The sequence below is a fragment of the Paenibacillus anseongensis genome (assembly GCF_009757995.1).
Classification (GTDB): domain Bacteria; phylum Bacillota; class Bacilli; order Paenibacillales; family NBRC-103111; genus Paenibacillus_E; species Paenibacillus_E chondroitinus.
Genome location: NZ_WSEM01000037.1, coordinates 146,043 through 172,849 on the forward strand (window position 1 = coordinate 146,043; position 26,807 = coordinate 172,849).

The following is a 26,807-nucleotide window of genomic DNA, read 5'->3' on the forward strand; positions in this document are numbered from 1 at the left end:
GACTTAGCTCCTCTCAATTTGAACTTCATCCGGTCGGTAGACAGATAAGATTTCGCCCTTCACATTAACTGCAAAAAGTACGGAACGCTCTTTCTCTAACCTAAAGGCATAAGTTGCCCCACTATCCGTATCTTTCACTTCGATGTCCGCGTCCCAGGCATATTCGGAAACGAAAATGTACAGGAAGCCTTCCTTATAACGCAGTTTCCTTCCATACACGCCGGCGATATCGCCGCCTTGCTTCCACTGCAAGCCGCTATCGCAGCCCGCTGCTTCCATCGCGTAGCGGTACAAAGCAAGCACGGGTTCCGACCGTTCGTTCAGTTCAACGGGCAGCGGACTCCAAATCAGCTTGCCGCGTCCAAGCGGAATCTCAACGACTGAATCACCCCGGCTGCCGTCTACAACGGATGAATCCGTGCGCACTTCCTTAACCACCTCGGCAATGCGACGTTGGCCGAAAGATACCGGCAGCTTCTCGCCATGCAGCAAAAGCAGTTCTTCCCGGCGCACATTCTGAAGCTCCGCTTCGCCCAGCACATCGGTTAAGCGTGGCGTTTGCTTCCAGTAGGCGTCAAGACTTAGCGGTCCCGTTGCAAGCAGCGTCGCCCCCGTCGTCTTCACGACCTCCAACAGCTTATCCCAAGCCTGCTCGTCGATATTATGAGCGCTCGGAAGCACAATCAGCTTCGGCGGTTGGTCCATGAGCACGTCCAGATGATACTCCGAAGCCGCTCGAAGCGGCATGTTCATCTGATACGCCAGGACGCGAATCATTCGCGTCGTAGCATCGAAGGCCAGTTTCCGATTCGAGAAATCGTTCGAATAAGGGAAAATCGCTGCGATGTCTTCCAGCTCTCGATCTTTGAATAGGTCTCTAATTTCAGCCATAAATCGTCCGAAATCATAAGAAACATCCGCTTCCGGCTTCTCCGTGCCGTCTGCGCGCAGCGCGCCGATATGCGATTCATTCGCATTATCCATATAGAAGTTCGTATTCCAAATCCAGTGAATAGCGCCAGCGCCGCCGGTAGAGAATGCGTAGGCATATTTGCGTTCCAGCATGCTCCGCAGCTCGTTCTCCGAGCGTTTGGCGCGACCATCAGGCGTTTCTACATACATGATACCTGTTTCTTGAATAACGTTAGGTTTATTATGTGTTTTGGCAAAAATACCGTCCCAAACGAGATTGTCGTTCAGCCACCACGAATGTACGGTCGTATAGTCGACGGCTTCCTGATAAAAGAACGGCGAAGGCCGCTGCGCACCAAGCGCCTCGTCCTGACCAACAACGACAAGGTGATTCGGACAAATTTCTTTAATCGTGTCGTAGAGCTCCTTCGCCCAACGATTATGCATATCCATCGAGAACAGGCAGTAATCGAGCCAACGGGTTCCCTTTTTGGCCCGGTGCATATCCTGCACGTCAAAGTTGATCTCATCCGCCTCCGGAATGACAGCCGCTTCAAAGGTCGGAAGCTGTTCCGGCGACATATTCCACCGCTCTTGCAGGAGCGTAATGTTTTCGTGACGCTGCTTCAGCCATGCTGTGAAAGCGGCCTGCTCGAAGGAATCCCGGCTGGAGCGAGGGCCATTCGCAAAGATCTGAGCCGGATCAAACATGGACGGCTCATTGATCAAGTCCCAGTCCACGTGTGTCGACTCACGGTGGCGCGACACAATAGAGCGGATAAACCGCTTCTGTGCCTCTACGCTTTGCGGATCCAGATACGGATTCACGCCTTCCCAAGTCTCCGGTGTAAAGGAGAAGAAAGTGAACGTCACCTGCAAATTGTGCTTTTTAGCCGTTAAGAAAAAGGCGTTGATCGCTCTCAGCACTTCTTCGGAAGCATGCCCATCCACCTGCATCACATTGCGGTACGCCGTCCAAATGCCCGTACGAATCCAGTTAATGCCCGCTTTCGCCATCTGGGCCATATCCCGGTCCCACACGTCCGCGTTCGGCAGGAACAAAAATTTCCGAGCGACATCTGAAGTCATGTACGTCATGCCGACAACGGGCAGTGGGCGTCCATCTTTGATGAAATAATCGCGATCGCAAGTGATTGGATTGCCTTCAGCGAGCAGCTCCGCATCGTGACCCCAGAAGCCCTGGCGAAGCACCCGAATCTCTCCATCTTCAGCCTCGGCCACACACGTTACACGATACAAACCGCGCTCAATCTCTAGAGGTACTGGAATGCGAACAACGTTAAATTCTTTGTTCACTGCTGCTGTTACTTGATGCGTCCAACCAGCCCCAACGCCGTCTTCACGTTCGACAGTCAGATCAAACTTCCATGAAGGAGTTTGGACTTCCGCCAAGTTCCTTCCCATCCGTTGCGTTTGAAGCGTCAGCACCGCATGCTCGCCAGGCTCGTAGCTGGCATAATTCGGCTTGATCCACAGATCCGTAACCCCTTTGGCACAAAATGCCGCCCAGGCGAGCAACGCCTGAGCTCCGCCATCATGCCAGAAACCAGCGCTCAACGGGACATTGACAAACAGCCAACGCGAACCCACAAAATCACCGCGGGTGTTTTCCCACAGAACAACAGGTGCAGCAACTTCACGGCCTTCCTTGCCGATGCCCTTCATGAGGGGATAAATCTGCGTGCTCATCGTTCCAGCGGCACCCATTTGATGGGGCAAATCACTGTTGCGCGTCGTATGCGGCACCATGTTCCATGTGTCGGCAATCGCGAACATCGATTCTTGCCCCTTCAGCAGCGGTATGCTGTCTAAAGCCGCATAGCTGAGAATCGGGCTCGACTCGACTCGGAGCATCTCGTGGATGAATAGCTGCTGATGGTAAGCGGTTTGCTCCGCTTCCACGTGCCAGCCGTCAGCCTGCCAGCGAACCGGCCGCTTGAAGGCTGCGCCGCCGACGCTTAACAATCCTCCGCCGCGTTTCAAAAAAGCCAGAATTTCCTGCCATGCGGATTTAGGAAAATAAGGGGCATGCAGGTTGACGAAGCATCCTCCCTCCGCTTGCCGAAGCGTTTCCGCCAGCGAGTCGGCGTCAGCAAGGATTCCACCTTGTGCTGTCAACTCAGCCGCTGGAACTTCAAGTGAAGCGCTGATCGGGAAAGCCGGATCATAGAAAATGACGACAGGATGGCTCGGACTCATAGCAAGCCTTCCTTCATCGCTTTATACACGAGCTGGGAGAACAGACTGTTCGACCAAGCGAACCATTTTCGCGTAAAAATGGTTGGATCATCGACATGAAAGCCTTCATGCATAAATCCGGTGTCCGCATCCGTTGCTTCGAGCATGGCGATCATCGCTAATTTCTCTTCGGCTGTTGAGGCCGTTATTCCTTGCATGGACAAAGCCATATGCCAAATATAATTGTCCGGCGTATGCGGACTGCCGATCCCTTTTGCCACTTTCCCTTCAAAATAGAACGGATTCTCTTTGCTCAGCGCAAATCGTCTAGTGTTCTGATAGATCGGATCGTCAGCAGACACATATCCCAGATAAGGAATCGACATGAGTCCTGGCGTTCCCGCGTCATCCATCAGGCAGTAGTTGCCAAAGCCGTCGGTCTCATACGCATAAATCGGTCCAAACTCCGGATGGCGATAGATGCCGTAGAGCTTAATCCCGTGATCGATATCCGCTTCCAGCTCCTTCAAATCATGTAAGAAATCCATATCCCGGAACACCCATTCCGCGAATTCTTGCATATGGCGTAGAGCTACAACCGCGAACATATTCGCTGGAATGTTGTAATGGAAATCGCAAGCATCATCGCTGGAACGGAAACCCGACCAAACCATACCGGTATAATTCACCGGCATCCCCAGCCCGTTATTGCGCAGTGAATCGGTCGGAATTCCGTTATTTCTAGTGAAACGGTAAGGAGATTGCTCGAAGTGATGCTGTTCCGTTTTGAAAAGCTCATAGATTTTGATCATCGCCGCTTTAAAACCGGCATCGAAGATATCCGTTAGTTCCGTTTCCTTCCAATAGGCGTAAGCCAAACGCATCGAGAAACACAAGGAATCCAGTTCAAATTTCCGTTCCCACACCCATGGCGACATTTCCGTCTGATCTGCTTTGTTCCAATGCCAATCGTTCGCCGATTCGTTAAAAGCGTTCGCGTAAGGGTCAATATGAATATATTGCACATGCCTTTTAATTAACCCGCTAAGAATGCGCCCAAGATCCGGATCGTTTTTCGCAAACGGCACATAGTGCATCACCTGTTCAACCGAATCACGCAGCCAGGATGCCGGGATATCCCCCGTAATGACGAATGTCGTGCCGTCCTCCATCATTTTCGTAGTCGTCTCCAGCGTGTTGGGAAAACAGTTTTTAAATAATTGCAAAAGCTTCGGACGGTGCGCCAACTTTTCTTCGGCTTCTGCTAATACGTCTTGAATCGCCTTTGGCAACTCCAGCTTCGGCATTGGAATTTTCGGCAGTCTGAATTGTTCCATGGTAAGTCCTCCAAAATAGTTATGATATACAAATGTTGTATGAATTCGTCTGTCTTACTCTTTCACTGCGCCGATGGTCAAACCTTGAATAAAGTACCGTTGGAAAAACGGATAAGCGAAGATGATCGGTCCCGTAGCCAGCACAACCATCGCCATTCGGGATGTATCCTGCGGCAGAGACTGCAGTAAGCCCACGCCAATCGAAGGATTGCTCGTGTTTTGCAGCAAAAACTGCATACTGTTCTCGATCCGCATCAGCATGGATTGCAGCGGGACGAGATTAGGCGAATCGATATAGAGCAGCGCATTGAACCAATCGTTCCAGTAACCTAACGTACTGAACAAGCCGATCGTTGCTAATCCCGGAAGTGAAAGCGGCAGCACCAATCTGACGAAAATACCGAATTCACCGGCACCGTCGATTTTTCCGGACTCAATAATCGCATCAGGCACCGACGTGCTGAAGAAAGTCCGCATAATCATCATGTAGAAGGCATTACCGGCAAGCGGCAATACGAGAGCCCACAAGGAATCCTTAAGTCCCATTAATTGCGTAACAACGATATAAGTCGGCACGAGGCCGCCATTGAACAACATCGTAAAAAACGCAAAAAAGCCGAAAAAATTGCGGAATTTAAAGCTTTTTCTTGAAATCGCATAAGCAAACGTTGCTGTCAATATCAAGCTTACAATCGTACCGACAACCGTTACTAGAATCGTGACTCCGTAAGACATGAGCAATTGATCGCCTGCCTTAAACAAATAACGATAGGCTTCCAGACTCCACTTTTCAGGAAAAATTCGATACCCGTTCGCGCTTAGCGTCTTCTCATCCGTAAATGAAATAATCGCTACAAATAGAAATGGAAACACACATGCCAAAGCAAAAATCCCTGCGACGAGGTTGAACAGGATATTAAGTACCGGCGGCAATTTATGAAAATCACGACTTTTCATCCGTTTTGCTATCATTTTAAAGTTCCTCCTTTCCCTGCAATTCCTTAGAACAATGCATTATCTTTATCAAATTTTCGAACAATATAGTTGGATGTCATAACGAGAATGAAACCAATAACCGATTGATAGAGACCTGCTGCCGTACTCATCCCGATTTCACCGGTAGATTTGAGGCCGCGATAAACATAAGTGTCGATAACATTCGTTACCGAATATAGCGTTCCTGAATCTCTTGGCACTTGCAAAAATAATCCGAAATCTGCGTAGAAAATACGCCCGATCGCGAGCAGCGTCAGAATGGTCATCAGCGGCTTCAACATCGGGAATGTGATGTGCTTAATTTGCTGCCATTTGCTGGCACCGTCAATCATCGCAGCTTCATAAAGGGACTTATCAATCCCCATGATAGCGGCCAAATAAACAACACTGCTATATCCTACGGATTTCCATAGATAGACGAAAATAATAATAAGAGGCCAGTACGTTTTGTCGTTATACCACCGGATCGGATCAACTCCGAACGCCGAAAGAATATGATTCAGCATCCCTTTATCAAAGCTAAGAAAACTAAATACGAAGTAGCCTACAATAACCCAGGATAAAAAGTAAGGCAGGAACATCCCGGTTTGGTACAGTTTCGCCAGCTTTTTGTTGGCAATTTCCGATAAGACAATGGCTAACGCCACTGAGAGCACGAGACCTGCAACAATAAATACGATATTGTACAGCAGTGTATTTCGCGTAATGATATAGGCATCATTTGTACTGAAAAGGAACTTGAAATTTTGCAATCCGACCCATTTGCTTTCCATAATACTTGCCCAAAAACCGTCTCGGCTATAGCGATACTGCTTAAACGCAATCACCATGCCCGCCATCGGTAAATAAGAGAAGAACAGGAACCAAAGCGTTGCCGGCAATGCCATGAGCAGCAGCACTTTGCTTTGTTTAACATCTTTTAGAAATGCTCCTATTCTATTCATAAAACCACCCCTCACATTTGCGATTAAAAAGATCAGGCGAATGCGTGACATTCGCCTAATCCGAATTCGGTCTTATTTTTTGTTTGCCGCTTTCCAAGCATCGATCTGACTTTGTGCTTCTGCAATGATTTTATCCAGACCAGCTGCTTTGAACTTCTCATTAGCTTGAGGAATGAATTTATCAGGATCAACGGTACCCGTCATCAATGTAGCCCAGAATTCTTCTTTCACGTTCTGAACCGCAGCGATTTCAGCTGTTACTTTCGAAGGATCGAAGTTGAAGCCAAGAAGCGGTGCAGGTACGCCGGTATCATTAAACTTTTTGAATTCTTCCCACTTGTTCTCAGGATCTTTCTTGTCTTTGTATGTCAGTAGAACGTTTCCAAGTGAGAAAGTCGGCATATCATAGTTTTTGGAATCCGGCAGGTTTTCCATTTTATCGTTATCGACTTTTTTGTAGTGAACGCCTTCGATACCGGAGTCAACCATATTGCGTAGAACCGGATCTGTATTCAGCAAGTTCAGGAACTCCATCGCTTTCTCAGGATATTTGGAATTGGCTGAGATCGCTTGCATGGAACCCATCACGGACCAGTTGTAAATCAAAGCTGGGCTTGCTTGCGTGGAAACAACAGGATATCCATAGCTCGCAGACCATAGGTTATCTGCGAAAGGTTGGTTGGTCGCTTTGTCCGCGAACCATTTGCCCGTCACTTGAACATCGTTCAAAGAGCTAAGCGTTGCTGCTTCTGTCGGGATGTATCCCGCTTTGTAGTATTTGTTCATCGCTTGAAGCGCTTGCTTCATTTCCGGTGTATCCAAAATGTTGACGACTTTGTAATCCGGGTTGTCGATTTTAACAGCCATCGGCATTTTTTCAATGACATAGTCATAAGGAACATATGGCATGAACGTTTTGTCCACGGCTAAGCCATAAACATTCGGCTCTTTTTCTTTAATCGTTTTCAGTAATGGCTCCAAGCTTTCGATGGATTTTACGTTATCGATTTTCAAATTGTATTTATCAAGCAGGTTTTTGTTAAAACGCCATACGTCCTGTGCCGGAAGCTCTTTATTGGCTGGAACACCATAGTTGTGGCCGTCAACTTTAGAGCCGTTCAAGAAAGCTGGGTCCAACGCTTTGACAATCCCTTGTCCATTTTTTTGGAGAAGATCATCAATCGATTTGAAAGCGCCTTTACGCGCGTTTTGCACATAGTCAAATGCCCATGAAGACGTGAACATAATGTCCATAGGTGTACCGGAAGCGGTCATGACCTGCATCTTTTGCGGATAGTCGCCCCAATCGATCATGTTCATTTTCACAGTTACGCCAATTTTCTGAGCTGTGTATTTACTAACTTCCGTCATCACGCGGTCAACGTCTTTTTGCGGCGTCCCGATCGTGTACCAAATCAACTCTACCGGTTTATCTGGCGTTCCCGCCCCATTCGTATCGCTAGCATCTTTGCTTCCACATGCACTAAGTACCATTGAAGCCGCAAGCGTTAGTCCAAGTGTCGCAGTCCATCGTTTTTTAATCTTGCTCATCTGTGTGTATCCTCCCTGTTCAGTGCTCTATTGTATAACGCCCGAGGGGCTATATTTACAGTAACCTATGAAAGCATTTACAAATAGACGATAAATTAAATGTAAGCATGTACAAATCAAAGAAAAAACAAAAAAAGGACTGCACTCCAGTTTACCCTAGAGCAGTCCTCTATAATCGGTCGGGGATATTCCCACATACTTTTTGAACTGTTTATAGAAATAACCGACTTCCCAATAGCCCACATCTTTGGCAATGACATGAACTTTCAAATGGGTTGTTTTGAGCAATTCCTTGGCCTTCTCGATCCGGTACCGGTTGATATATTCCGTAAACGACTCGTTAATTTCCTTGTGAAACAGCTGTCCTAAATAGACCGGGTGAATATGATAATGAGCTCCTAGCATTTTGAGCGAAAGCTCATCCGCGTACGATTCGTGAATATATTTCAATACTTGCTGCACGATTGGACTTCGAACGTCAGAGATTAATAATCCGACCGTCATCTCAGCAACTTCCAGAATCGCCTTTTCCAAATCGTCAAGCGTCACCGAGCTCCTGATTTGTTGAAAAGCATGATTGTATACGTCCTGTTCCTCGGTATGACGGATCGCCTTGAGTTCCATTTTGAAATGAATCACCATCTCAAAAGCAATATCCTGAAAATGCTGCGGCGTAATTCCCGGCAGCGCCTGAATCCGCTTGAAATCACTCTGAATTTGCAGCTTTAAATGTTCCAGATCTTTGGCCACGATCAGTTTGGCATAACTAGCCCAGTCTATGATCGAGAAATCCACCTTAGGATGGCCTTCATGGAACGCTATGTCGCTAACATCAATCAGAAAGAGCTCCGGGTATACCCAGAAATACTCCTGTGCTTTCTTCGCGCTTGCATAACTCTCTCCTGTTTGTTCAGGAAGCTGTTCAACACTGCCTACCGTGATGCGGAGTAAACGATCATGCAGATCGATTTGGAATTGTCGAAGCAAATCCTTCAATGCTTTTCTGCCGCGTTCCGCATCATCCATAACCGCAAGCAACACGATATCGCCATCCATATCGTAGAAGGACGTCAACCCGTCATGTGCCTCCACTCGCTGTGAGAGTGTCTCAAAAACCTCCGCGGCATTGGCTTCTGTCCGCAATACGGAAACTACCATATACGGGCAATCCAGGTTGAAGCCCAGCAATTCCGCTCGTTCGTAGAATTCCGTCGGCGCAATCTGATGCGTCAGCCAGCGCTGCAAGGTGTTGTCTTTCAGAATTTGCTTACTGTAAGCTTGAACCAGCCGGGTCTCTTTCGTAGAATTCAGCTTCTCAACCGTATTATGCAGAGTTGCTTTGAGCTCTTTGATATTGATAGGCTTCAGCAAATAATTTTCAATGCCCAGCATCATGCCTTCTTTCAAATAACTAAATTCATCGAATCCGCTGAGCACGATGACTTTCAGATCTGGGTGGTGAACCCGGGCACCCCGAATCAAATCCAACCCATTCATCACAGGCATGGAGATATCCGTCAAGAGGATGTCCACGGTCGTTTCCTGTAAAGCATCCAGCGCTTTTTGACCGTTGCCGGCATGTCCAACAATCTCCAGCCCCATTTCCGCCCAGTCGATAATGTCGTACAATCCTTCTACAATAAATGGTTCATCATCCACGATAAAAACCCTAAACATCGTAGTCCTCCTTCCCGCCGTCTGCAGGCAGCCATACATCTACAGTCGTTCCATGCCCTGGCGTGCTTCGCAGCTCGATGCCATATTTACTTCCATAGAGAAGCTTCAGTCGTTGATGAATGCTCCGCAGACCAAACGATTCGTCTTCCGACTCCTCCATTTGCAGGCGCTGCTCAATCTCTTTCAAACGTTCTGGTGTTATCCCATTGCCGTTGTCTGTCACTTGAACGTGCAGGAATTCGTCCATTTGATGGACTCGAATTTGCAGCTTGTTATCGTTGCTCTCATTACGCAACCCATGCACGATGTAGTTCTCGATAATAGGCTGCAGCGACATTTTCATAATGCGAAGAGGAGCGAGCTTCCGATCCCATTCGATTGTGTACGTAAATTTATCTTTGTAGCGAATCTGAAACAGCTCCAAATACAAGCGGCAGGCTTCCAGCTCATCCTTCAACGTGTACACTTTCTTCTGCTGGACAAAACTGCGAAATAACGCTGATAAGCTGTAGATCATTTCGCCAACGTCGTGAGCGCCTTGGGATATCGCCCGCATGCGGATCACTTCCAGTGTATTATATAAAAAGTGTGGATTCACACGAGCTTGCAGCGCTGTTAATTCCGTATGTTTCTGCTTAATATCCGCCTTGTATACGCGCTCGATATATTGGTTCAGCTCATCGATCATCTCGTTAAAGCTACGAGAAATCTGTCCCAGCTCGTCCTCCCGAGTGTCCTGAATCCGTGCTGTCAAATCGCCTTGTTTGACCTTCCGGGTGAAGCGGATAATCAGGTTCGTTCGCTTGGCGACATTCAGCACGACCAATGATGGCAGCAGGATCGCGATAGCAATACACACGGCACTAATTGAAAAAATCGTGCTCCCGATTCGCCACGAAGAAGCGGAAAGCTCCTCTTTGGGCATCAGGCCGACGACGATAAAATCACCTTTATTTTGCGTAAGCTTCGTCACATAATTGTTATTATTCATCTCACTGTGCTCATACATCGCATTCACTTGATCCATGTACGGATAAGGCTTGCCATAATACTGATCTGAGGAGTCGAACAGGACGCCGCCTTCTGACGACAGGACGAGAATCGCCCCTTTCAGATCCTTCTGCTCATCGGATAACACTTTCCAAATGCTGTCCGAACTGAAATAAACAAGCTGTTGACCAATGTTTTTCAACGTTTGTTTATCATTGATCGGCGTCCGCACGGCATATAGATGGTTATCCCATTGATCCGCGGCTTCGCGCACCCAAATATTCGGAAGCGTGACACTCTTGCTGTCGAGCGCCATCACCTCCGGAATATACGAGTGCGCCGCGTTCGCGGATATGAGCCTCATCGGCCGGTTGTGGCTCAGAACGTACAAGTCCTGCTGCTCCACGCTGTACAACATGATATTGCGAATATCCTCGTCATCTTCCAAGTGGTTTTTGAAATACTCCAAACCATCATTCCATGTGCTGTTTCCACCCAAATTATTTTGTTCAAGGCTATGCTGCACATATTCTTGAAACGGATGCTGCAGCATGAAGGATACGCCCGCGGCCAGCGAACTATCCCGATATAACCCGAATAAAATGGACTGCGCCGCGTCATACTTCTGTCCCAAATAATTATTAACGTTCATCATAGCCTTCTTTTGTATATCCAGCTCCCGGTTGATCGCGGCTTGCGACATCGAGTGATACATGTAAAAAGAAAAGGAAATAATCGTAATAATCGTAATGAGTGAAAACAGGAGCAGCAGTCTCATGAATAAATTATTTTTCAAGTAGGCTAAATAAACTTTCGCGAACCCCATCCGACGATCATCTCCTGCTGTTAATCGGGTTCATTATATCATGTCGGGAGCTGCACAGGAAAAGCGGCGGATTAGCCGGCAATCATTACGCTTTTACCCACACGGACATTTCACCACGCCCCCTGTTGGCCCACGCATAATACGGAATAAACTTCAAATTAACCTCCTCCAGATGGGTTTCTGCGCTGGCCATGTACAATTGGTCTCCCCACTCGCTGGATGCTAACCGATAGGCAGGAACCGAAATGGTCTGAAGGCCTCCAACAACATCAGGCTCGAATTGAAGCTCGTAGGCCGACTGCCGCTGCAAAAGAACTTGTTGCAGGTTCGGTCCATTGTCCACCTCTTCGATGCAATACACCAGCGGTCCACGTTGAAGCGCAACTTTGCCAATGGTTTCACGCACCTGCGGATGACCCGTCATCCGGTTGACCGGCATCGCCAGATCCAGTTCTACGCGATCGCCTGGCTGCCATTTTCTATGGATATAGGCATAGCCATCTACACAAACATCAGGAAGTGAAATGAGTTCATTTTGAACGAAAAGCTTCGCTTCCCGGCACCATTTCGGAATTCGCAGCGCTAAAGTGAACTCGGTCTCCCTTTCAACGTCAATGTGAAAACGTACAAGCCCATTCCAAGGAAATTGGGACTGCTGCTCAATCTTTACCTGCTGCCCTTCTATTTGCAAGGTCGCCTGATTGCCGATGTACAAATTCGCATAAATCGTTCGCCCTTGAATGTTATACACATAGTGGCCTAACGAAGCGAGCAAACGCGCAATATTCGGCGGGCAGCACGCACACCCGAACCATCCTTGCCGCTCTGCCTTCACATGGTTCACCGTGTGATTTTTACCGATGGCATCCGGCCATACCTCTAATGGGTTCACGTAGAAAAACCGTTTCCCGTCGCGCGACATCCCACTGATCACGGTATTGTAGAGCGCTTGCTCCATGACATCCGCGTACTCGCTTTTGGCCTCCATTTGCAGCATGCGCTGTGCGAAGAAAATCAAACCGATCGAGGCGCAAGTCTCCGCATAAGCGGTATCGTTAGGCAGATCATAATCCAGCGAAAACGACTCCCCATACTCCATAGAGCCAATTGCTCCCGTTATGTACATCCGTTTGCTGACAATATTCCGCCATAATCGACGGCAAGCTTCAAGTAGTTCCGCATCCCCTGTCTGCGCAGCTACATCGGCCATCCCCGTGCACATATAAACGGCACGCACCGCATGCCCCTCTGCCGTGTGCTGCTCTCGAATCAGTTTATGGGCTTGACTGTAGGCACGATCATGAACGATATCTAACGCTGGAAAATGGACCTTTCCATTGCGGCGCTGATACTCCATTTCATAAAAACTTGGCTCTTTCCCTCTTTCGTCCAGAAAAAACTGACTTAATCTCAAATATCTTTCATTCTGTGTGACATTGTACAGCTTAACCAGCGCTAATTCAATTTCTTGATGCCCGTCATATCCGTTCAATTTATCCGGTCCAGGCCCAAACACCTGATCGATGCAATCGGCTAGACGGCAAGCTACTTCGAGCACCTTTTCTTTCCCTGTCGAGTTGTAATAAGCAACAGCTGCTTCAATAAAATGGCCTGCACAGTAAAGCTCATGGCACTCGGCAAGATTCGTCCATCTGTTCTCCGGTTCTTTGAGCGTAAAATAAGTGTTTAAGTACCCATCTTTCTGCTGAGCCAGGGCAATAATATCAATAACCTCGTCAGTCAATTGTTCCAGTTCCGGGTCTTTCCTTGTCTCCAATAAGTAACTCACGGCTTCAAGCCACTTCGAAACATCGCTGTCCTGAAAAACCATGCCATAGAACTCGCCGGTCTCCAAACCCGCCGCAATTTTGAAATTTTTCATCGCATGGCTTGGCTCCGCCCCCTCGATTCGATCATTCAACGCTTCCCACTGATAAGGAACAACAACTTCACGAACCAATCGAATATACTCGGACCAGAAATCATCCGTAATCTGGATTTGTTTCAATGGAACAGGTCTTGCGATCGATAAAGTCATGGAAAGGCTCCCCTTTGCTTTTCATAGTATCATCCATAGAAATCACAGCGAGACCCGTCATCCAAGGATGACAGGTCTGCCTTCGTGCAATTAACTATTCCTCGTTTAACCAGTCATCGAGAATCATTTTTGCCACTGCCGCCAGTGCATGAATGTCAATAACGCCACTATGGTAGATGTCGGCTTTCTCAACCAGAGGCCAGTTGGCATCTGAAGACGTCGTTCCGTAATACTTGGCAATTAACGACAAATCATTCAGCGTAATTCTTGTTTGACCCGGAATTAATGTGATGAAAGTGGTGATGTAAGTTTGTACAGCAGCTTGCAAGCTGACGACCGCTGCATCCACTTGATTTTGCGAAGATGCGCTGTTCGCTGTCACTTGTGCACGGTTGATCGCTGCCTGCAAGGCTGATCTCGCTGCTGCCGGATACGTACCGATGGTCGTGCCTTCTTTTGTCGTATCCAATTTGCTTTGAGCTTGCGATATAGCCGCGTTTAGTAGCGATGTATCCACGTTTTGCCTGTCTACGGTGATTTCAAACGCGTGAGTTGCGCCTTCTACCGCTCTGCCCACACCGTCTTTAGATATTTCAAAGTCGGAGATGTAGACGCTAGTTGTGACCGTATCGCTGACGGCTTGCGCACGAGCGTGTACAGTTAACAGCGGACCTGACTCGCTGACTTCGTTATTGGTTCCTTCACCAGCCATAAGAATCATAATTTGGCCTTTATCCGCTTTTACACCTGTATCCAGCACGCGGAAATTAGCTTTCGCAGGGCTCAGCACATTGTCTGCCAAGGAAAGCGTGCCGTTGCTATTCGTTTTTGTTTCAAATTGCACTTTGCTTGGGTCATAATTGAGCACCATATTCAATGTCGTGAAGCTGGTGCGCAGTTTATTCACGCCAATGCTCAAATCAAAAGCCTGAGCGCTGCCAACGGAAGAAGGCCCCGTTAATGTCGCTGCTGTGACGCCTGCTGAAACGACCGTAACATTCGCTTTTGCTTTGACTGCCGTACCTTGAACCGTACCATTTACAATGAATGTGCCCTCTTGCACATACTTGGATGGATCAACGGCATCCCACGTGACATTTACGGGCGATGTTGAGGAGTCGCTATACACCGCTGTTACAACAGTCGGTAGCACTGGAGCTGTTCCCGCTTCCGTCGTTACATTGATCTCGTTAATGCTTGCAATTTGCTTCCCTTGATAGATGGTCTGAACTTCTTGTGGACTCTTATCCAGATTATAGATTTGGAAATCATCCAACACACCGCCTTTTAACGGTGCGCCGTCCGAATAACCGCTAACGCCGATTAATTTAGGGTCGCCCGTTGGCGTAATGCCAGTTAGCGCTCCCTCAACAACCACCTGCTGGGCTGTGCCGTTTTTATAAATTGCGCCTTGCTTGGTAACCGAGTTAAACGTAAACGCGACATGCGTCCATTCATTTAGTGGGAAGAAAGTATTTGGTGCTTGGGCCACCTTGAATAGGTTCGTGCCGTCAATCATCATAATAATCGCGCCATTGAAGGTGATGAAAAAGCCCTGTCCCGCATAATTGCCATTCGGCTTGAACCATGCGACAACCTGTTCACCGCTGATGCTGGCTGTGCGCTTGAACCAGAAGGAAACGGTAATATCCGCCGGCTGCAAATCTCGGCTCGTACCGGCGTCAATTTTGCCGCCGTTCAAGTTCAATCCTGCGCCGTCATGGCCTCCGGCTACCCAAGTGGCAGAACCTCCGGAAGTTGTTTTTAACGTTCCGGTATTCCCTTTATTGGACGAATCGGTAAGCGTCGTTCCGCTGCCCTCGTCAAATTTGTACCAGAGCATTAAGTCTGTTCCTGCCGCCGGTCCTGGCGTTACCGTCACATTCGCTACGGCTTTTATTGTCGTGCCCGCAACCGTTCCTTCCACGGTGAACGTTCCCGCTTGCGCATATTTCGCTGCATCCGGCTGTTCCCATGTGACGCCAACATAATCATTGCTCTGATCCGAATAGTTAGCCTTCACGGTAGTAGGCAAGAACGGCGCTACGCCCGCTCTCGTGGAGACGGAAACCGGATCAATGCTTGTTAACGACGGCGTTCCAATAACCGTTACGATTGCCATCGCTTTCTCAGATGTACTTGGGACTACGCCATTAACGATAAAGACATTGCCTATTGTAGAGAACTTCGAGACATCGATTGGATCCCAAGTAACCGCTAATTTGGTCGTCGTGCCATTTTTAAGTATCGCTGTTACAGTCGTAGGTAATTTCGGTGCTTTGTTCACAACAGCATCCAAGGTGATACAAGGAATACTGAGAATGTCCAACGGATTCTCGCCTGTCGTGTGCAAACGCAAAACCGTCACCGAATATTTAGGCAAGCTATAGTCGAATAGTGGACTTACTGCAGAGATAGCCTGTGTTTGCGGGGCAACTTTTGTTGGATTCGCTAACGAGTTCTCGTCAGTCAAAGCGTTAGCGGCAAGTACCGTTGCCGTTCCTTCCAGCGACAGGTTGGCTGCGTTGATCCCATCCAGATGGATACGAGTGTTTTGCGCAGCACTGGAGTTGTTTACTAGTTTTACAACAATATCACCCGTTGAAAGGTCCTTACTGACTGCCGAGTATACACCTGCTAAGGCGCCCGAGTTGGGTTTGGATAGGGTACTAGGCAGTACATAAGAGCTTTTGCTCGTGTTACTGCTAAATAACTTCTGAACCTGGTAGGATGTCGTCCCATACACTTGTGAATTATTAAAGAAAATGAGATCAGGCCACCACTGCGTATACGTATTTCCGCCTGCGCTTCCGAGCTTGGCAAAGGTTGGCGCATACGAGGCAAACTTCACAATATCCCCATTGCGCTCTAAACCGGTCATATACGCCGCTTCGGCAAGTGCGCCTTTCATCGAGTTGCCTGTATTGCCATCGCCATTGTTGGCTGAGCCAGCATCATTTTTAACCGCATATTCGCCTACAAATACTTGCTTGGAATTACGGTCGTAACTATCGTATCTGTTCGTATTGTTCAGCATAAAGGAGGCGTTCGTGTAATAGTGCTCATCGATGACTTCCGCTCGGCCCTTTCCTTTACTTGGGTCGTTTATCCAATTCCAACCTGCGGCAACGTCCGCACTGCCACCCGTTGAAAAAATGAGATTCATATACGGATATTTGGCTTTAATCGCATCGTAGAACAAAGGATATCGATCATAATAATCCTGTCCCCAATGTTCGTTGCCAAGGCTCATATATTTCAGATTGAACGGAGCCGGATGTCCGGCCGCAGCGCGCTTAGCGCCCCATTCCGTGGAAACATCGCCATTGGCGTATTCAATGAGATCAAGCGCATCCTGGATATAGGGCTGAATCTCACTTAACGGCGTATTGGGACCGCCGACCAGGAATTGCTCAACCATGCCTACGTTTACAACCGGCAGTGGCTCCGAGCCCAGATCCTCCGCCAATTGGAAGTATTCATAGAAGCCTAAACCACCCGATTGATTTTGGGTTAGCGCCGCCCCTTTCTCACCTCGGTTGGCCGTTGACCAGAAATTAATGTTATTTGGGCGTTCCGCTACATCCCCAATGGTGTTTTTCCAGTTGTACGCATTGGCCATGTTTTTACCGCCGACAATGGCTCCGCCTGGGAATCTTAGAAATTTGGGATTCATATCCGCAAGCATTTGTACCAGATCAGCTCTAAGCCCCCCTGGACGATTTTTCCATGTTTTCTGAGGGAATAACGAGACCATATCGATATCAATTCGACCGGTATTTTTTGTTTTGATAAATAACTTGGCATTGGTTGCAGATCCTGTAGCCTGAATCGTTGCCGTAAACTTATTCCATGTGCCCTTGATCCCAGAGCCTGCAATTTGAGCTTCGCCATAGGATTGTGTCCCTGACGGATCCATGACACTGATCGTGACCGGTTCCGTTAACGCATCGCTGCTGCGCAAGTACACGGAGAAATCGTAATTGTCCCCACTTTTAATGGCCATGCCATCATAACCATCATTGGAAATGCCAACACCATCACCCGGCGCAGTCACGGACAGCTGTAAGTACGTTGGGTTTTTCGCATTTAACGGACTTGTTTTCAGTGCGGTAATCGTACCGACACCCGCTCCAGTTTGTATCAATTTCCAGGAAAAAAGTGGGGCCGGTGTCGAATTCGCCGTACTTCCCGTCGCAGAAAGAAATTCGAAGGAACGATTCTCAACCAGCTCGGCATACAGCCCTCCGTCACCGGCATAGTTAATATCCTCCAGAAATATCCCGTTCAAGTTCGGGCTTATCGTAGCTCCCCGCTGTGCTGCGTTGATATCTAGTTGGTAATCGACAGGATCGGCAGCCAGAACAGTTCCGGTGGATGCAAGTAAAGGAGCCGCAATCACGAAAGACAGGAATGCCGAACATACTTTAGTCAAAAGTTTCACGATCCATCACCTTTCTATTTAAACAATGATCATTTCATGTCCAGCATTCTAAGGATTAACGTTACTGCTTCCGCTCGCGTTGTAGGATCATTAGGAACGAAGGCATTTTCTTCTTTCCCTTGCACTAATTCGGCCTTAAGGGCTGCGGCAACAAATCCTTTGGCATAAGCCGGAATCGACTCGTAATCCGTAAAGGACGTATTCTCGGTTGCCTCTTCATTTAATCCGAGCACACGAACAATAGCCGTTACCATTTCAGTACGGGTAATCTGGTTATCGCCACGGAACGTGTTATCTTCATAACCGTTAATGACATTCTGTTTCACCGCTGCCGATAAAGGCTCTTTCGCCCACTGCGGAATCACATCGACATCGGCAAAAGCCAGATCTTGACTATCACTTGCAGGAGGTTTCAATGCACGCATCAACATCGTGACAAACTCAGAGCGTGATACTGGACGCTCCGGACGGAACGTACCGTCTTCATACCCCTTGACGATACCAAGACTGACGGCTCTCCGAATGGCAGCTTCCGCCCAGTGCTGATCAATGTCCGTCAGAAGGATCTGGCCAATCTGTATAGTTGCCAGCGTTTCTGCTTTTTGCGATGTCATCTTCAAATCGGAGTCGATTAATTTCACGTCTTTTATCTGAATGAGGGCGTCGCCCTCTTCAATGGCTTCAAAGTTAAGCGTGAAGAACGTGAGATCTCCACTCTGCCCCGGTGAACGTCCAACCTTCGTATGAGCAAAAGTTAGCAGGTCTCCCTTTATAATCGGACTGACAGTAAAGCCGGATATCGTACTTTTGCCATTTTTAAATAACAAGCGTTTGGAATCAAATTGCAGAATGAATTCGTAAGCAAACACGTCCGTCAAATTTTTACCCTTAACGGTAACTTGTACCTCTTTGCCTGCGTTTGTTTTGTCGCTCATCTCAAGGAAAAAAGAAGGAGAATCCGCCGCCAGCAATGTTTGTGGCAGCAACCAGGTAGTGAATAGCAGAAGAGCTAAGCTAAATGAAAACAATTTGCGAGTCATTAAGCCGATTCTTCCTTTCTATAAGGATCGGGGAGGGGCTGTAAGCCGCCGCCTCCCCGATTCTAAGAATTAGTTTTCCAGCATCCAATCGTCAATAATCATTCTGGCAACGGCTGCTAGGACTTGAATGTCAATTTCGCCATTGTTGTAGATATCTGCTTTTTCGATTTCGTTCCAATTTGTATCTCCAGATTTAGTACCGTAGTACTTAGCAACGATGGACAAGTCATTAATCGTAATTTTCGTTGCACCAGGAACAAGTGTAATGAACTTAGTCGCGAATGTTGCTACAGCCTCATTCAATGCAGCTGTTGCTGCATCCACTTGCGGTTGTCTCGAAGAGGACTTGTCAAGAACAACTTGAGCACTTGCAATCGCTGCTTGCAGAACCGCTTTCGAACCAGTCTCATACTTGCCGAGTTTGTTGCCTTCTACCGCAGCATCCAGCTTGCTTTGTGCTGCAGTAATAGCATCAGCTAATTGAGATTTATCAACTGTACCTGGTTCTGGATCTGTTTCCGTAATGACAGAGTTATTAAATGCCGTGACAGCAGCGTTCAGCTCATTCAGCGCAGCAGCTACTTCAGCTTGCGTGGATGAAGGGTTATTGCTTACTGCCGATGCTTGAGTAATAGCTGCCAGCAATGTGGCCTTGGAACCGCTTGGATATTGACCAACCTGAGTACCTTCAACTGCGCTGTCATATTTATTTTGAGCAGCAGCAATGGCTGTAATCAAATCAGCTTTATCCACAACGTTAATTTGGATATTGAGGGAAGCACCAGGGACTCCTGTTTCAGATCCTTCATAAGAAACTTTAAAGCCCGTCAACGATACCGTCGTGATGCCCGGTTCAACGCTTGCTTTGGTTTTGGCATGAAGGCTAAATAAATCGCCCGGACTGCTAATGGCATTGTTTGCGCCTTCGCTAGCCATGATAACCCGAATTTCACCTTTTTGGGCTTTGACGGCAGTACCCAGCACTTTAAAGTTGCCTTTCAGGTTGCTAATCGCACTTTCTGCCAAGGAGACGGCATTCCCGCTTGTAACCGTGTCAAATTCCAGCTTAGCAGGGTCGTATTTCACAATGACATCCATCGTCGTAAAGCTTGATTGCACGCTGCTTACTCCAACGGTCAAGTCAAACAATTGAGCCTGATTCACAGCTTCAGGGCCAATCAATGTAGACGAAGTTACTTGAGGTGCAAGTACCGTCACATTGGCGACTGCTTTAACCGATGTTCCGGCAATCGTTCCATTGACACTGAACGTTCCGGCTGCCGCATATTGCGCTGGGTCAATAGATGACCAAACGACGTTTACAGTGGCCGTTGTTCCGTCGCTATACGTCGCCGTTACGACACTCGGCAGAACAGGAGCTGTTCCCGGAGTTGTCGTTACATTGACCGGAGCAATGCTCGTGATAGCTTTCGCAGTGACCGTTAGCGTCAGGTGAGCTACAATACTTGTGCCTTGGACAGTACCGTTAAGCGTAACTGTTCCCGTAGCTGCATATTGTTCTGGCGTTATGCTCCAGACGACATTGACAGGACCGGTCGTACCGTTATCGAATACGGCTGTTACCGTTTGCGGCAATACCGGCGCTACGCCAACTGCCGTTGTAGCTGTTGCCGTTGTTAGAGAGGTAATCGTCCTTGGATACACCGTCACATTGGCTTTGGCTTTTACCGAGCTGCCTGGTACTGTACCAAGAATGGTGAAGGTTCCAGGTTGATTCAACAGATTCTGATCGAACGCATCCCATGTGACTTTGATGTTGATATTATCAACCGAGCCATCGTTATAATAAGCTTCGATCACCGATGGTAATACGAGAGGTTGCCCAGCCGTGATGGAAATATTCTCATCCGGTATGCTGTTAATCGTTACCTCATTTGTTACACGTACATATACTGTAGCTTCAGCTTCAATGTTTGTTCCTTCAACTGTACCTTTAACTGTGAAGCTTCCTGGCGTCGCGACTTGACTTGGCGTCACAACATCCCAGATGACACTTGCAGCAGCCGTCGATCCATCTTCGAAAACTTTCGTAACGGTCGGCGGAAGGACAGGCAGTACATCATGAAGTGTGCTTACTTTCACAGGTTTCACACTTGTTGTTGGCGTCGTGTAAACCTTCCACTCCAAAATTCCCGTCCATTGCGTGCCTCTTGTGACGGTCATGCGCAGCTTCGTCGTCGTAATCGGTGAGAACGTCGTTGTATTATATTTGTTGAGTGCAACACCATTCCCCACTGCATTTGGAACATCCACATATTGCGTGCCATTCCAGTATTGAAGCTTACTGTCCGTAGGTGCCAGAATACCTCCGTTATCTGTCCACCAATAAACATCCGATTTCGAAATGTTCACCGGTGTTCCCCACGTGTACTCAACCCACTGTGTTTTAGGGCTGCTATTCCAGTTTCCGTAAGCGCCGCCTGTTTTATCGGTGGAGCTGGTCGGATCATAACCATCATTGATTGCATTCAGATTTTCCCAAGTTGAAACAAAGGAAGTTGATGGCGTAGCTGTTAAAGCTACATTCACCGCATTCGGAAGAGGATCTACCGTCACGGCGACATCCACTTTGGTAGACAATTCACCGTCTGTTGCCGTAAGTGTTATGACATAGCTGCCTGGTCTGTTAAAAGTAGCAATCGTATTGCCAGCTGCATCCTTGGTAAAGATAGCCTGACCGCCTTGGACTCCGCTTTTCAGCGACCAGCTCGTATCCAGCGTACCGTTAGGCAGGCCGTCATCCGTCATATTGACCAGCAGTTTCGCTTTTAACGGAATTTTCGCCGTCGTATCTTGTTGGACCGTCACCACTGGCGGCGTATTCACAACCTCCGGAGCTTTTACACCGGTACGGAAGATTTGAAGTTCTTTGACACCTACATTGGAACCCGGCTTAGGAGTCATCAGAACTCTTACCTTTTGTGCTGTAATTTCAGGGAATTGAATGTGATTGTAGTTTGCCAATGTTGGTGATTTGTACTGTTTAGGAATAGCTACCCATGCAGATGTGGCTTCGTCGTAGTATTGGACGGTATACATGGATGGCTCTCTGTAAAAGCTTTGCGGTTTGTCGTTATAATAATAAATTTTGATATCATCAAATGTCTTAGGTGACCCCAAATCGGATTCTAACCAATCTTGCGCGTTGGTTGATCCTCTCGACCCCCAAATTGGCGGGTTAGCGGTAAACGCACCAGAAGTAAAGAAGTTACCGCTGATCGTGAACCCTGTTTTAGCATTTGCTGCTGAGGTTTGCGGATGCGTATAAGAAGCTGACATGGTTGAATCCAAAGCCAGGTTAACTGCATTGCCTGTTTCCGGCGTCAAATCCACACCGGCCTTCTGGAATAAGTCTGCCGCCCTGTCATACGTATTCAAATCAACATCCATAGCGCTCTTCATTTGTGTATTGCTGTTCTGTACGGCTGCTACTGCTCCGCTGCCGTCTAAGATCGATACGACACCTGTCGCCGAATTCCATTCCAGATGAGCCAGTTTATCTGTTCTCATGACTAACGTACCGTTCACATACATCGAATATCCTTCTTGAACATTCGGATAGTACGTAGTTCCGTCTCCTGGTTTATCCCAGACAATCGTTACGTCGTTGCCATGATATCGCAAGTTATTCACCGTAAAGTGATCCCAACCGATATCAATTGGCCATAGCTCAACCGTTGCATCAGTGCGAGGTACAAGGCCCATAATATCTTCAATGACTGAATAGTTGTAATTACCAAGAATATTGTGGTGAATGCCGGATCTTCCGCCGATTTGCTTCGTTGTTGGGTTCCAGTTATACCAATACTCATTGTTATCCAAGTAGTTGATATTCCCTTGATAAGCGGTTGACCAACCCAACCAATACATCAATTTCTTATACATATCGGCTGTTATGTAAGGCTGGTTCGGATATTTGCGAAGCACTTCTGTAAAGAGTCGAATATTTCCTGATGCATTCAAGTTGGCAAAGTTATTGGAACCGCCAACGCCTGCGGCTACCGATAAGGCTTTGTCCTTCTGGTTAGCCGTATAGAATGGGAATACAGGGAATTCGGCGCTGTCTCCCCAGTATCTAAGTGACTCTAAGTACTTAGGATCATCTTTGGGAACCAGTCCATCCATTTGGAACGCATAGTAATTGTTTGCTTCTTTCCATGGGATAAATGTATTCGTCAACAAATCCTTTTGTAAAAACATTTTCGAACTATCATCCCACATGATGGACAAGAACGAGGTTTTTAGCTTATCTGCAAAAGCGAACATTTCAGTTGCCTTTGCCGAATCGCCGGCCAGTTGGTAAGCTTTGGCTGAAGCCATCGCATTTCCATACACGAAAGCGCTCTCAGTTCTATTTTGATCAATATTGCCTCTCTTTTCATAATAGTGAAAAGCATTGCCATCGGCATCGTTCCCTGTTAGAGAACCCCAATCATAATTGATGACGCCATCTTTATTCGTGTCGAAGCGATCCAGCTGGCCTTTCGCATCCTTTTCCGAATATCGCGCCAAATTTTTCAGGATTTCCGTTTGACCGCCATGGACTTCATATGTTTGAAAAGCGGAATCCCCAATGTACTGGGAATAGCTGTTATTCCAGTTGGAAGGTTTACCTGGATTATCTGTAAACAGACTGTCCCTGGAAGTTTCGCCTGCTGACACCCAATCGCCATAGGAATAAATCGGACTTCTTAAATATTTCAGATCCTGCATATGCATCGGCTGAGTTAATACGATTGCGTTGTTGTAGCCTAAAGCTCCTTCAACGGAAATCGGGAACTGATAGTCATTCCCAGGAATGTTGGCATCGAGGAAATTAAATCGGCTTAACCACCATCTGTAATAGATGATTTTTTTGATATTCTCATCCGCTACATCGATGTACGGAACGTTATCTGCCCACCATTTGTTATATTCACGAAGTTGCGTTAGATAAGCGGTATTGGCATCATAATCTTTAAATCTATTGTAATCAACAAGCGATTGCGGGATTTCATTCGTGATGAAACCCATTTGAAATTTCACCGTTATTTTCTCATTAGGCGCCAAAGTGATGGATCTGGTTAAAATCCCGTTATTTGCCGTCATGCCCGTGCCGCTGAATTTTGGATACACTTTGGTCAAATTATTCCTGACATCAAAGGTGCCGGAAAGCTCCGTGCCATCACTGGATGCCGTTTTGGCAAATGGTGAATCTGCGGTTAAATCAAAGGTTTTGGACGTTGTCCCTGTATTCGTAATCGTCACATTGTCGATAGCTACGTTATTATCTGTAATGAATTTGGTTTCTTCCAGCGTATATCCCGTCGCATTATAAAAGGCAGACCAGTAACTTGGCGTCTGTACGCGTTTATTGGCATCCTGCGTGAAGGTTACGCCAGGGATCTGAACCGAATACCCCTTTTGATTCAGCAAATCAAAATACGCGATGTTATTGCCAAAGCCTATGACGGTGGCACTATTCGTATACATGTACAAGGCTTTACCCCGTGACATCAAATAGGTGCCTGTCGGATCATTCCCTTTCCGCGTGAGGATGCGATCCATCCAGTAGGAAGTACCGCCTGCGGCAAGGTCCGCTTGATACATATCCATCATTCGGCTGCTGCTCGCATTGAATGGTGCAGGTTCAGCAGGTACGACAACATTGCCGGCCGCATTCGTAAACACAGGCATTCCGGGATCATTATTATTCACGAAATTAGGATCTGCAGCGAAAACGGATGCGCCGAAAATGGATGCTAACGAGAACACTAATGATGTCGTCAAAATTTTTCTGCCAATTGATTTTTTGAACTTTCTCATTTGTTACCTCCTATTGAATTTTAGCCGTGACATGCCCCTTAGTAGCTACTGTCTGCCATCTAAACAATGACTTAGCGGAATGAACAGCCTGCTGCTACACATTTGCTTATCTACGATGCTGATCATTCCGTTCATGAGGACCACCCCCTTAAGGTAGTTAACTTCGCGATCCGATTATGCAACGTTCATCCCTTCACACCGGTCATCGCAATACCTTCTACCAAATGTTTTTGTGCAATGAGGAATAAGACCAAGGAAGGCAGGACAACTACGCTGGTTGCCGCCATCATGTAATTCCACTGTGCAGAGTACGTTCCTTGGAACAAGGTCAATCCAAGCATCAACGTATAGTTTTTCTCGCTTGTGATAAAAACAAGCGGTCCCAAGTAGTCGTTCCAACTGGCCAGAAACGTCAGCAACCCTACAACAATCATCGATTGCTTGCCGATTGGCAGTATAATTTTCCAATATGTCAGGAAATGGCTCGCGCCGTCGATTTTAGCCGCCTCGTCCATCTCTTTCGGTATGGACATGAAGAATTGGCGAAGCAAGAAAATGTTAAACACACCACCGCCAAACCAAGCTGGAGCAATTAACGGAACAAAAGAGTCCGTCAGATTTAATAATTTCCAACCGATAAAATGAGGGATCATAACGACGAAAAACGGGAGCATTAATCCGGTCAGAATGACGCCAAACACTCGGTCTCTCCCAACCCAGTTAATCCTGGAGAAGCTGTAAGCGCAAAGTGAGCTGCTTAATAAGACACCAACAATGGAAAGCCCTGTAACGATTGTGCTGTTGAGAAAATATCTATGAAATGGATGGCTGCTTAGTGCGGTCTTAAAGTTATCCCAATGAATGGTCGTTGGAAGAAAGATCGGGGGACTTTTAAAAATCTCCCCCATATCTACAATCGCTGTGCGAACCATCCAATAAAAAGGGAATAAGCAAATGAGACTGCCGATTACTAAAATGACATACACAAGAAGCAGCTTGAATGAACTCCTATTTGTCATTTGCGGTCTTCCTGCCCTTCGTAATACACAAGAGATTTTGAAAATTTGAAGAACACCCAGGTGAACAATAAAATAATCAAGAATAGAAGAACGGCACTCGCGCTTGAGGTACCAAAATTCGAGAATTGAAAGCCTTCTCTGAACAGATAGAGAACATATAAGTAACTCGCTTTATTAGGTCCCCCTTGCGTCATTACGTAAGGCTGAACAAACGTTTGAAAAGCGTTGATAAAACCGATAACCGTATTGAAAAATATAATGGAAGAGCTCATAGGCACCGTAATATAAACCAATTTTTGAAAGCTGTTCCCACCGTCCACTTCAAGCGCTTCATACAGATGAGCCGGTATATTCTGTAGCCCTGCCAGAAAGATGACGATCATGTTTCCAGTGGTCCACAAACTGATAAGAATTAAGGTCGGGATCACGGTTGCATCGGACGAAAGCCACAAGGATGTTGGCAAATGAAACGTTTCAAGTAGGAAATTGACGACGCCGAAATTCGGCTGCAGCAGCCAAAGCCAGATCATTGAAGACGCTGCTAGCGGAATGATAACAGGCAGATAAAATATGGCACGAAAGACCGTTCTTCCTCTTATTTTCATATTCAGTAAGATCGCAATGAAAAACGAGAAAATGATACCTGCAGGCACACTGATCATGACATAATAGAAGGTAGCCCTGACGGCTGGATAATAGAAAGCATCTTTGCCTGAAAGCAGGTGTACATAATTATCAAGTCCAACAAACTGAGGAGCGGAGACAATATTATATTTCGTAAAGCTTAGAAATACGGTATAAAGCACGGGACCAACTACGAAAATGAGAAACCCCAAAAGTACGGGAGAAGCAAACAATAAACCGTTGAAAAGCTCGCGAGTGACTCTTTTTTTCAGCATCTTCTTGGATGTCGATACAGCCAGTTTATTCTCAGTACTAATCTCCATCGCTATCTCTCCTGCTATCATTTGTTCGATTAGCCGGCACGAAGGCCGACTAATCGATAAA

The 26,807-nt window shown here is 47.1% G+C and carries 13 protein-coding genes; all 13 read right to left on the reverse strand.

Features of this window, described 5'->3' with window-relative positions; all coding sequences use genetic code 11:
* Nucleotides 1-3 precede the first annotated feature (3 nt).
* Entirely contained in the window at nt 4-3,132 is a 3,129-nt protein-coding gene (locus tag GON05_RS34800) for a beta-galactosidase (protein ID WP_157326099.1), read from the reverse strand.
* On the reverse strand, nt 3,129-4,448 hold the full coding sequence (locus GON05_RS34805; RefSeq protein WP_157326100.1) for a glycoside hydrolase family 125 protein: 1,320 nt from the start codon (nt 4,446-4,448) through the stop codon (nt 3,129-3,131). The genes GON05_RS34800 and GON05_RS34805 overlap by 4 nt, the downstream gene beginning before the upstream one ends.
* A gap of 54 nt (nt 4,449-4,502) precedes the next feature.
* Nucleotides 4,503-5,420, reverse strand: coding sequence for a carbohydrate ABC transporter permease (locus tag GON05_RS34810; protein WP_127450469.1), 918 nt, complete (start codon nt 5,418-5,420; stop codon nt 4,503-4,505).
* A 29-nt stretch (nt 5,421-5,449) separates the two neighbouring features.
* Nucleotides 5,450-6,388 (reverse strand): ABC transporter permease, encoded by a 939-nt coding sequence (locus GON05_RS34815; protein WP_127450471.1) that lies wholly within the window; start codon nt 6,386-6,388, stop codon nt 5,450-5,452.
* A gap of 72 nt (nt 6,389-6,460) precedes the next feature.
* Nucleotides 6,461-7,939, reverse strand: a complete 1,479-nt coding sequence (locus GON05_RS34820; protein ID WP_157326101.1) for an ABC transporter substrate-binding protein — start codon at nt 7,937-7,939, stop codon at nt 6,461-6,463.
* A gap of 156 nt (nt 7,940-8,095) precedes the next feature.
* The gene (locus tag GON05_RS34825; RefSeq protein ID WP_157326102.1) at nt 8,096-9,616 is read right to left on the reverse strand and encodes a response regulator transcription factor; all 1,521 of its coding nucleotides are present in this window, start codon (nt 9,614-9,616) and stop codon (nt 8,096-8,098) included.
* Nucleotides 9,609-11,432 (reverse strand): sensor histidine kinase, encoded by a 1,824-nt coding sequence (locus GON05_RS34830; protein WP_157326103.1) that lies wholly within the window; start codon nt 11,430-11,432, stop codon nt 9,609-9,611. Before GON05_RS34830 ends, GON05_RS34825 begins: the two co-directional genes overlap by 8 nt.
* An 85-nt stretch (nt 11,433-11,517) precedes the next feature.
* A complete protein-coding gene (locus GON05_RS34835) occupies nt 11,518-13,470 on the reverse strand; it encodes a glycoside hydrolase family 127 protein (RefSeq protein ID WP_157326104.1) in 1,953 nt (650 codons plus the stop codon).
* A 94-nt stretch (nt 13,471-13,564) separates the two neighbouring features.
* Nucleotides 13,565-17,914: an Ig-like domain-containing protein gene (locus GON05_RS34840; protein WP_157326105.1), complete on the reverse strand. Its 4,350-nt coding sequence runs from the start codon at nt 17,912-17,914 to the stop codon at nt 13,565-13,567.
* Between the two features lie 29 nt (nt 17,915-17,943).
* A complete protein-coding gene (locus GON05_RS34845) occupies nt 17,944-18,954 on the reverse strand; it encodes an S-layer homology domain-containing protein (protein WP_157326106.1) in 1,011 nt (336 codons plus the stop codon).
* A 69-nt stretch (nt 18,955-19,023) separates the two neighbouring features.
* A complete protein-coding gene (locus GON05_RS34850; protein ID WP_157326107.1) occupies nt 19,024-24,780 on the reverse strand; it encodes an Ig-like domain-containing protein in 5,757 nt (1,918 codons plus the stop codon).
* A gap of 185 nt (nt 24,781-24,965) precedes the next feature.
* On the reverse strand, nt 24,966-25,799 hold the full coding sequence (locus GON05_RS34855; RefSeq protein ID WP_157326108.1) for a carbohydrate ABC transporter permease: 834 nt from the start codon (nt 25,797-25,799) through the stop codon (nt 24,966-24,968).
* The gene (locus GON05_RS34860; RefSeq protein WP_157326109.1) at nt 25,796-26,746 is read right to left on the reverse strand and encodes a carbohydrate ABC transporter permease; all 951 of its coding nucleotides are present in this window, start codon (nt 26,744-26,746) and stop codon (nt 25,796-25,798) included. The genes GON05_RS34855 and GON05_RS34860 overlap by 4 nt, the downstream gene beginning before the upstream one ends.
* Nucleotides 26,747-26,807: the final 61 nt, after the last annotated feature.

Excerpts from the sequence above, each read along its gene's own strand:
- GON05_RS34805 (WP_157326100.1), bottom strand. The coding sequence starts at position 4,448 with ATGGAACAATTCAGACTGCCGAAAATTCCAATGCCGAAGCTGGAGTTG.
- GON05_RS34835 (WP_157326104.1), bottom strand. The coding sequence starts at position 13,470 with ATGACTTTATCGATCGCAAGACCTGTTCCATTGAAACAAATCCAGATT.
- GON05_RS34850 (WP_157326107.1), bottom strand. The coding sequence starts at position 24,780 with ATGAGAAAGTTCAAAAAATCAATTGGCAGAAAAATTTTGACGACATCA.
- GON05_RS34810 (WP_127450469.1), bottom strand. The coding sequence starts at position 5,420 with ATGATAGCAAAACGGATGAAAAGTCGTGATTTTCATAAATTGCCGCCG.
- GON05_RS34820 (WP_157326101.1), bottom strand. The coding sequence starts at position 7,939 with ATGAGCAAGATTAAAAAACGATGGACTGCGACACTTGGACTAACGCTT.
- GON05_RS34800 (WP_157326099.1), bottom strand. The coding sequence starts at position 3,132 with ATGAGTCCGAGCCATCCTGTCGTCATTTTCTATGATCCGGCTTTCCCG.
- GON05_RS34815 (WP_127450471.1), bottom strand. The coding sequence starts at position 6,388 with ATGAATAGAATAGGAGCATTTCTAAAAGATGTTAAACAAAGCAAAGTG.
- GON05_RS34860 (WP_157326109.1), bottom strand. The coding sequence starts at position 26,746 with ATGGAGATTAGTACTGAGAATAAACTGGCTGTATCGACATCCAAGAAG.
- GON05_RS34855 (WP_157326108.1), bottom strand. The coding sequence starts at position 25,799 with ATGACAAATAGGAGTTCATTCAAGCTGCTTCTTGTGTATGTCATTTTA.
- GON05_RS34825 (WP_157326102.1), bottom strand. The coding sequence starts at position 9,616 with ATGTTTAGGGTTTTTATCGTGGATGATGAACCATTTATTGTAGAAGGA.
- GON05_RS34845 (WP_157326106.1), bottom strand. The coding sequence starts at position 18,954 with ATGACTCGCAAATTGTTTTCATTTAGCTTAGCTCTTCTGCTATTCACT.
- GON05_RS34830 (WP_157326103.1), bottom strand. The coding sequence starts at position 11,432 with ATGGGGTTCGCGAAAGTTTATTTAGCCTACTTGAAAAATAATTTATTC.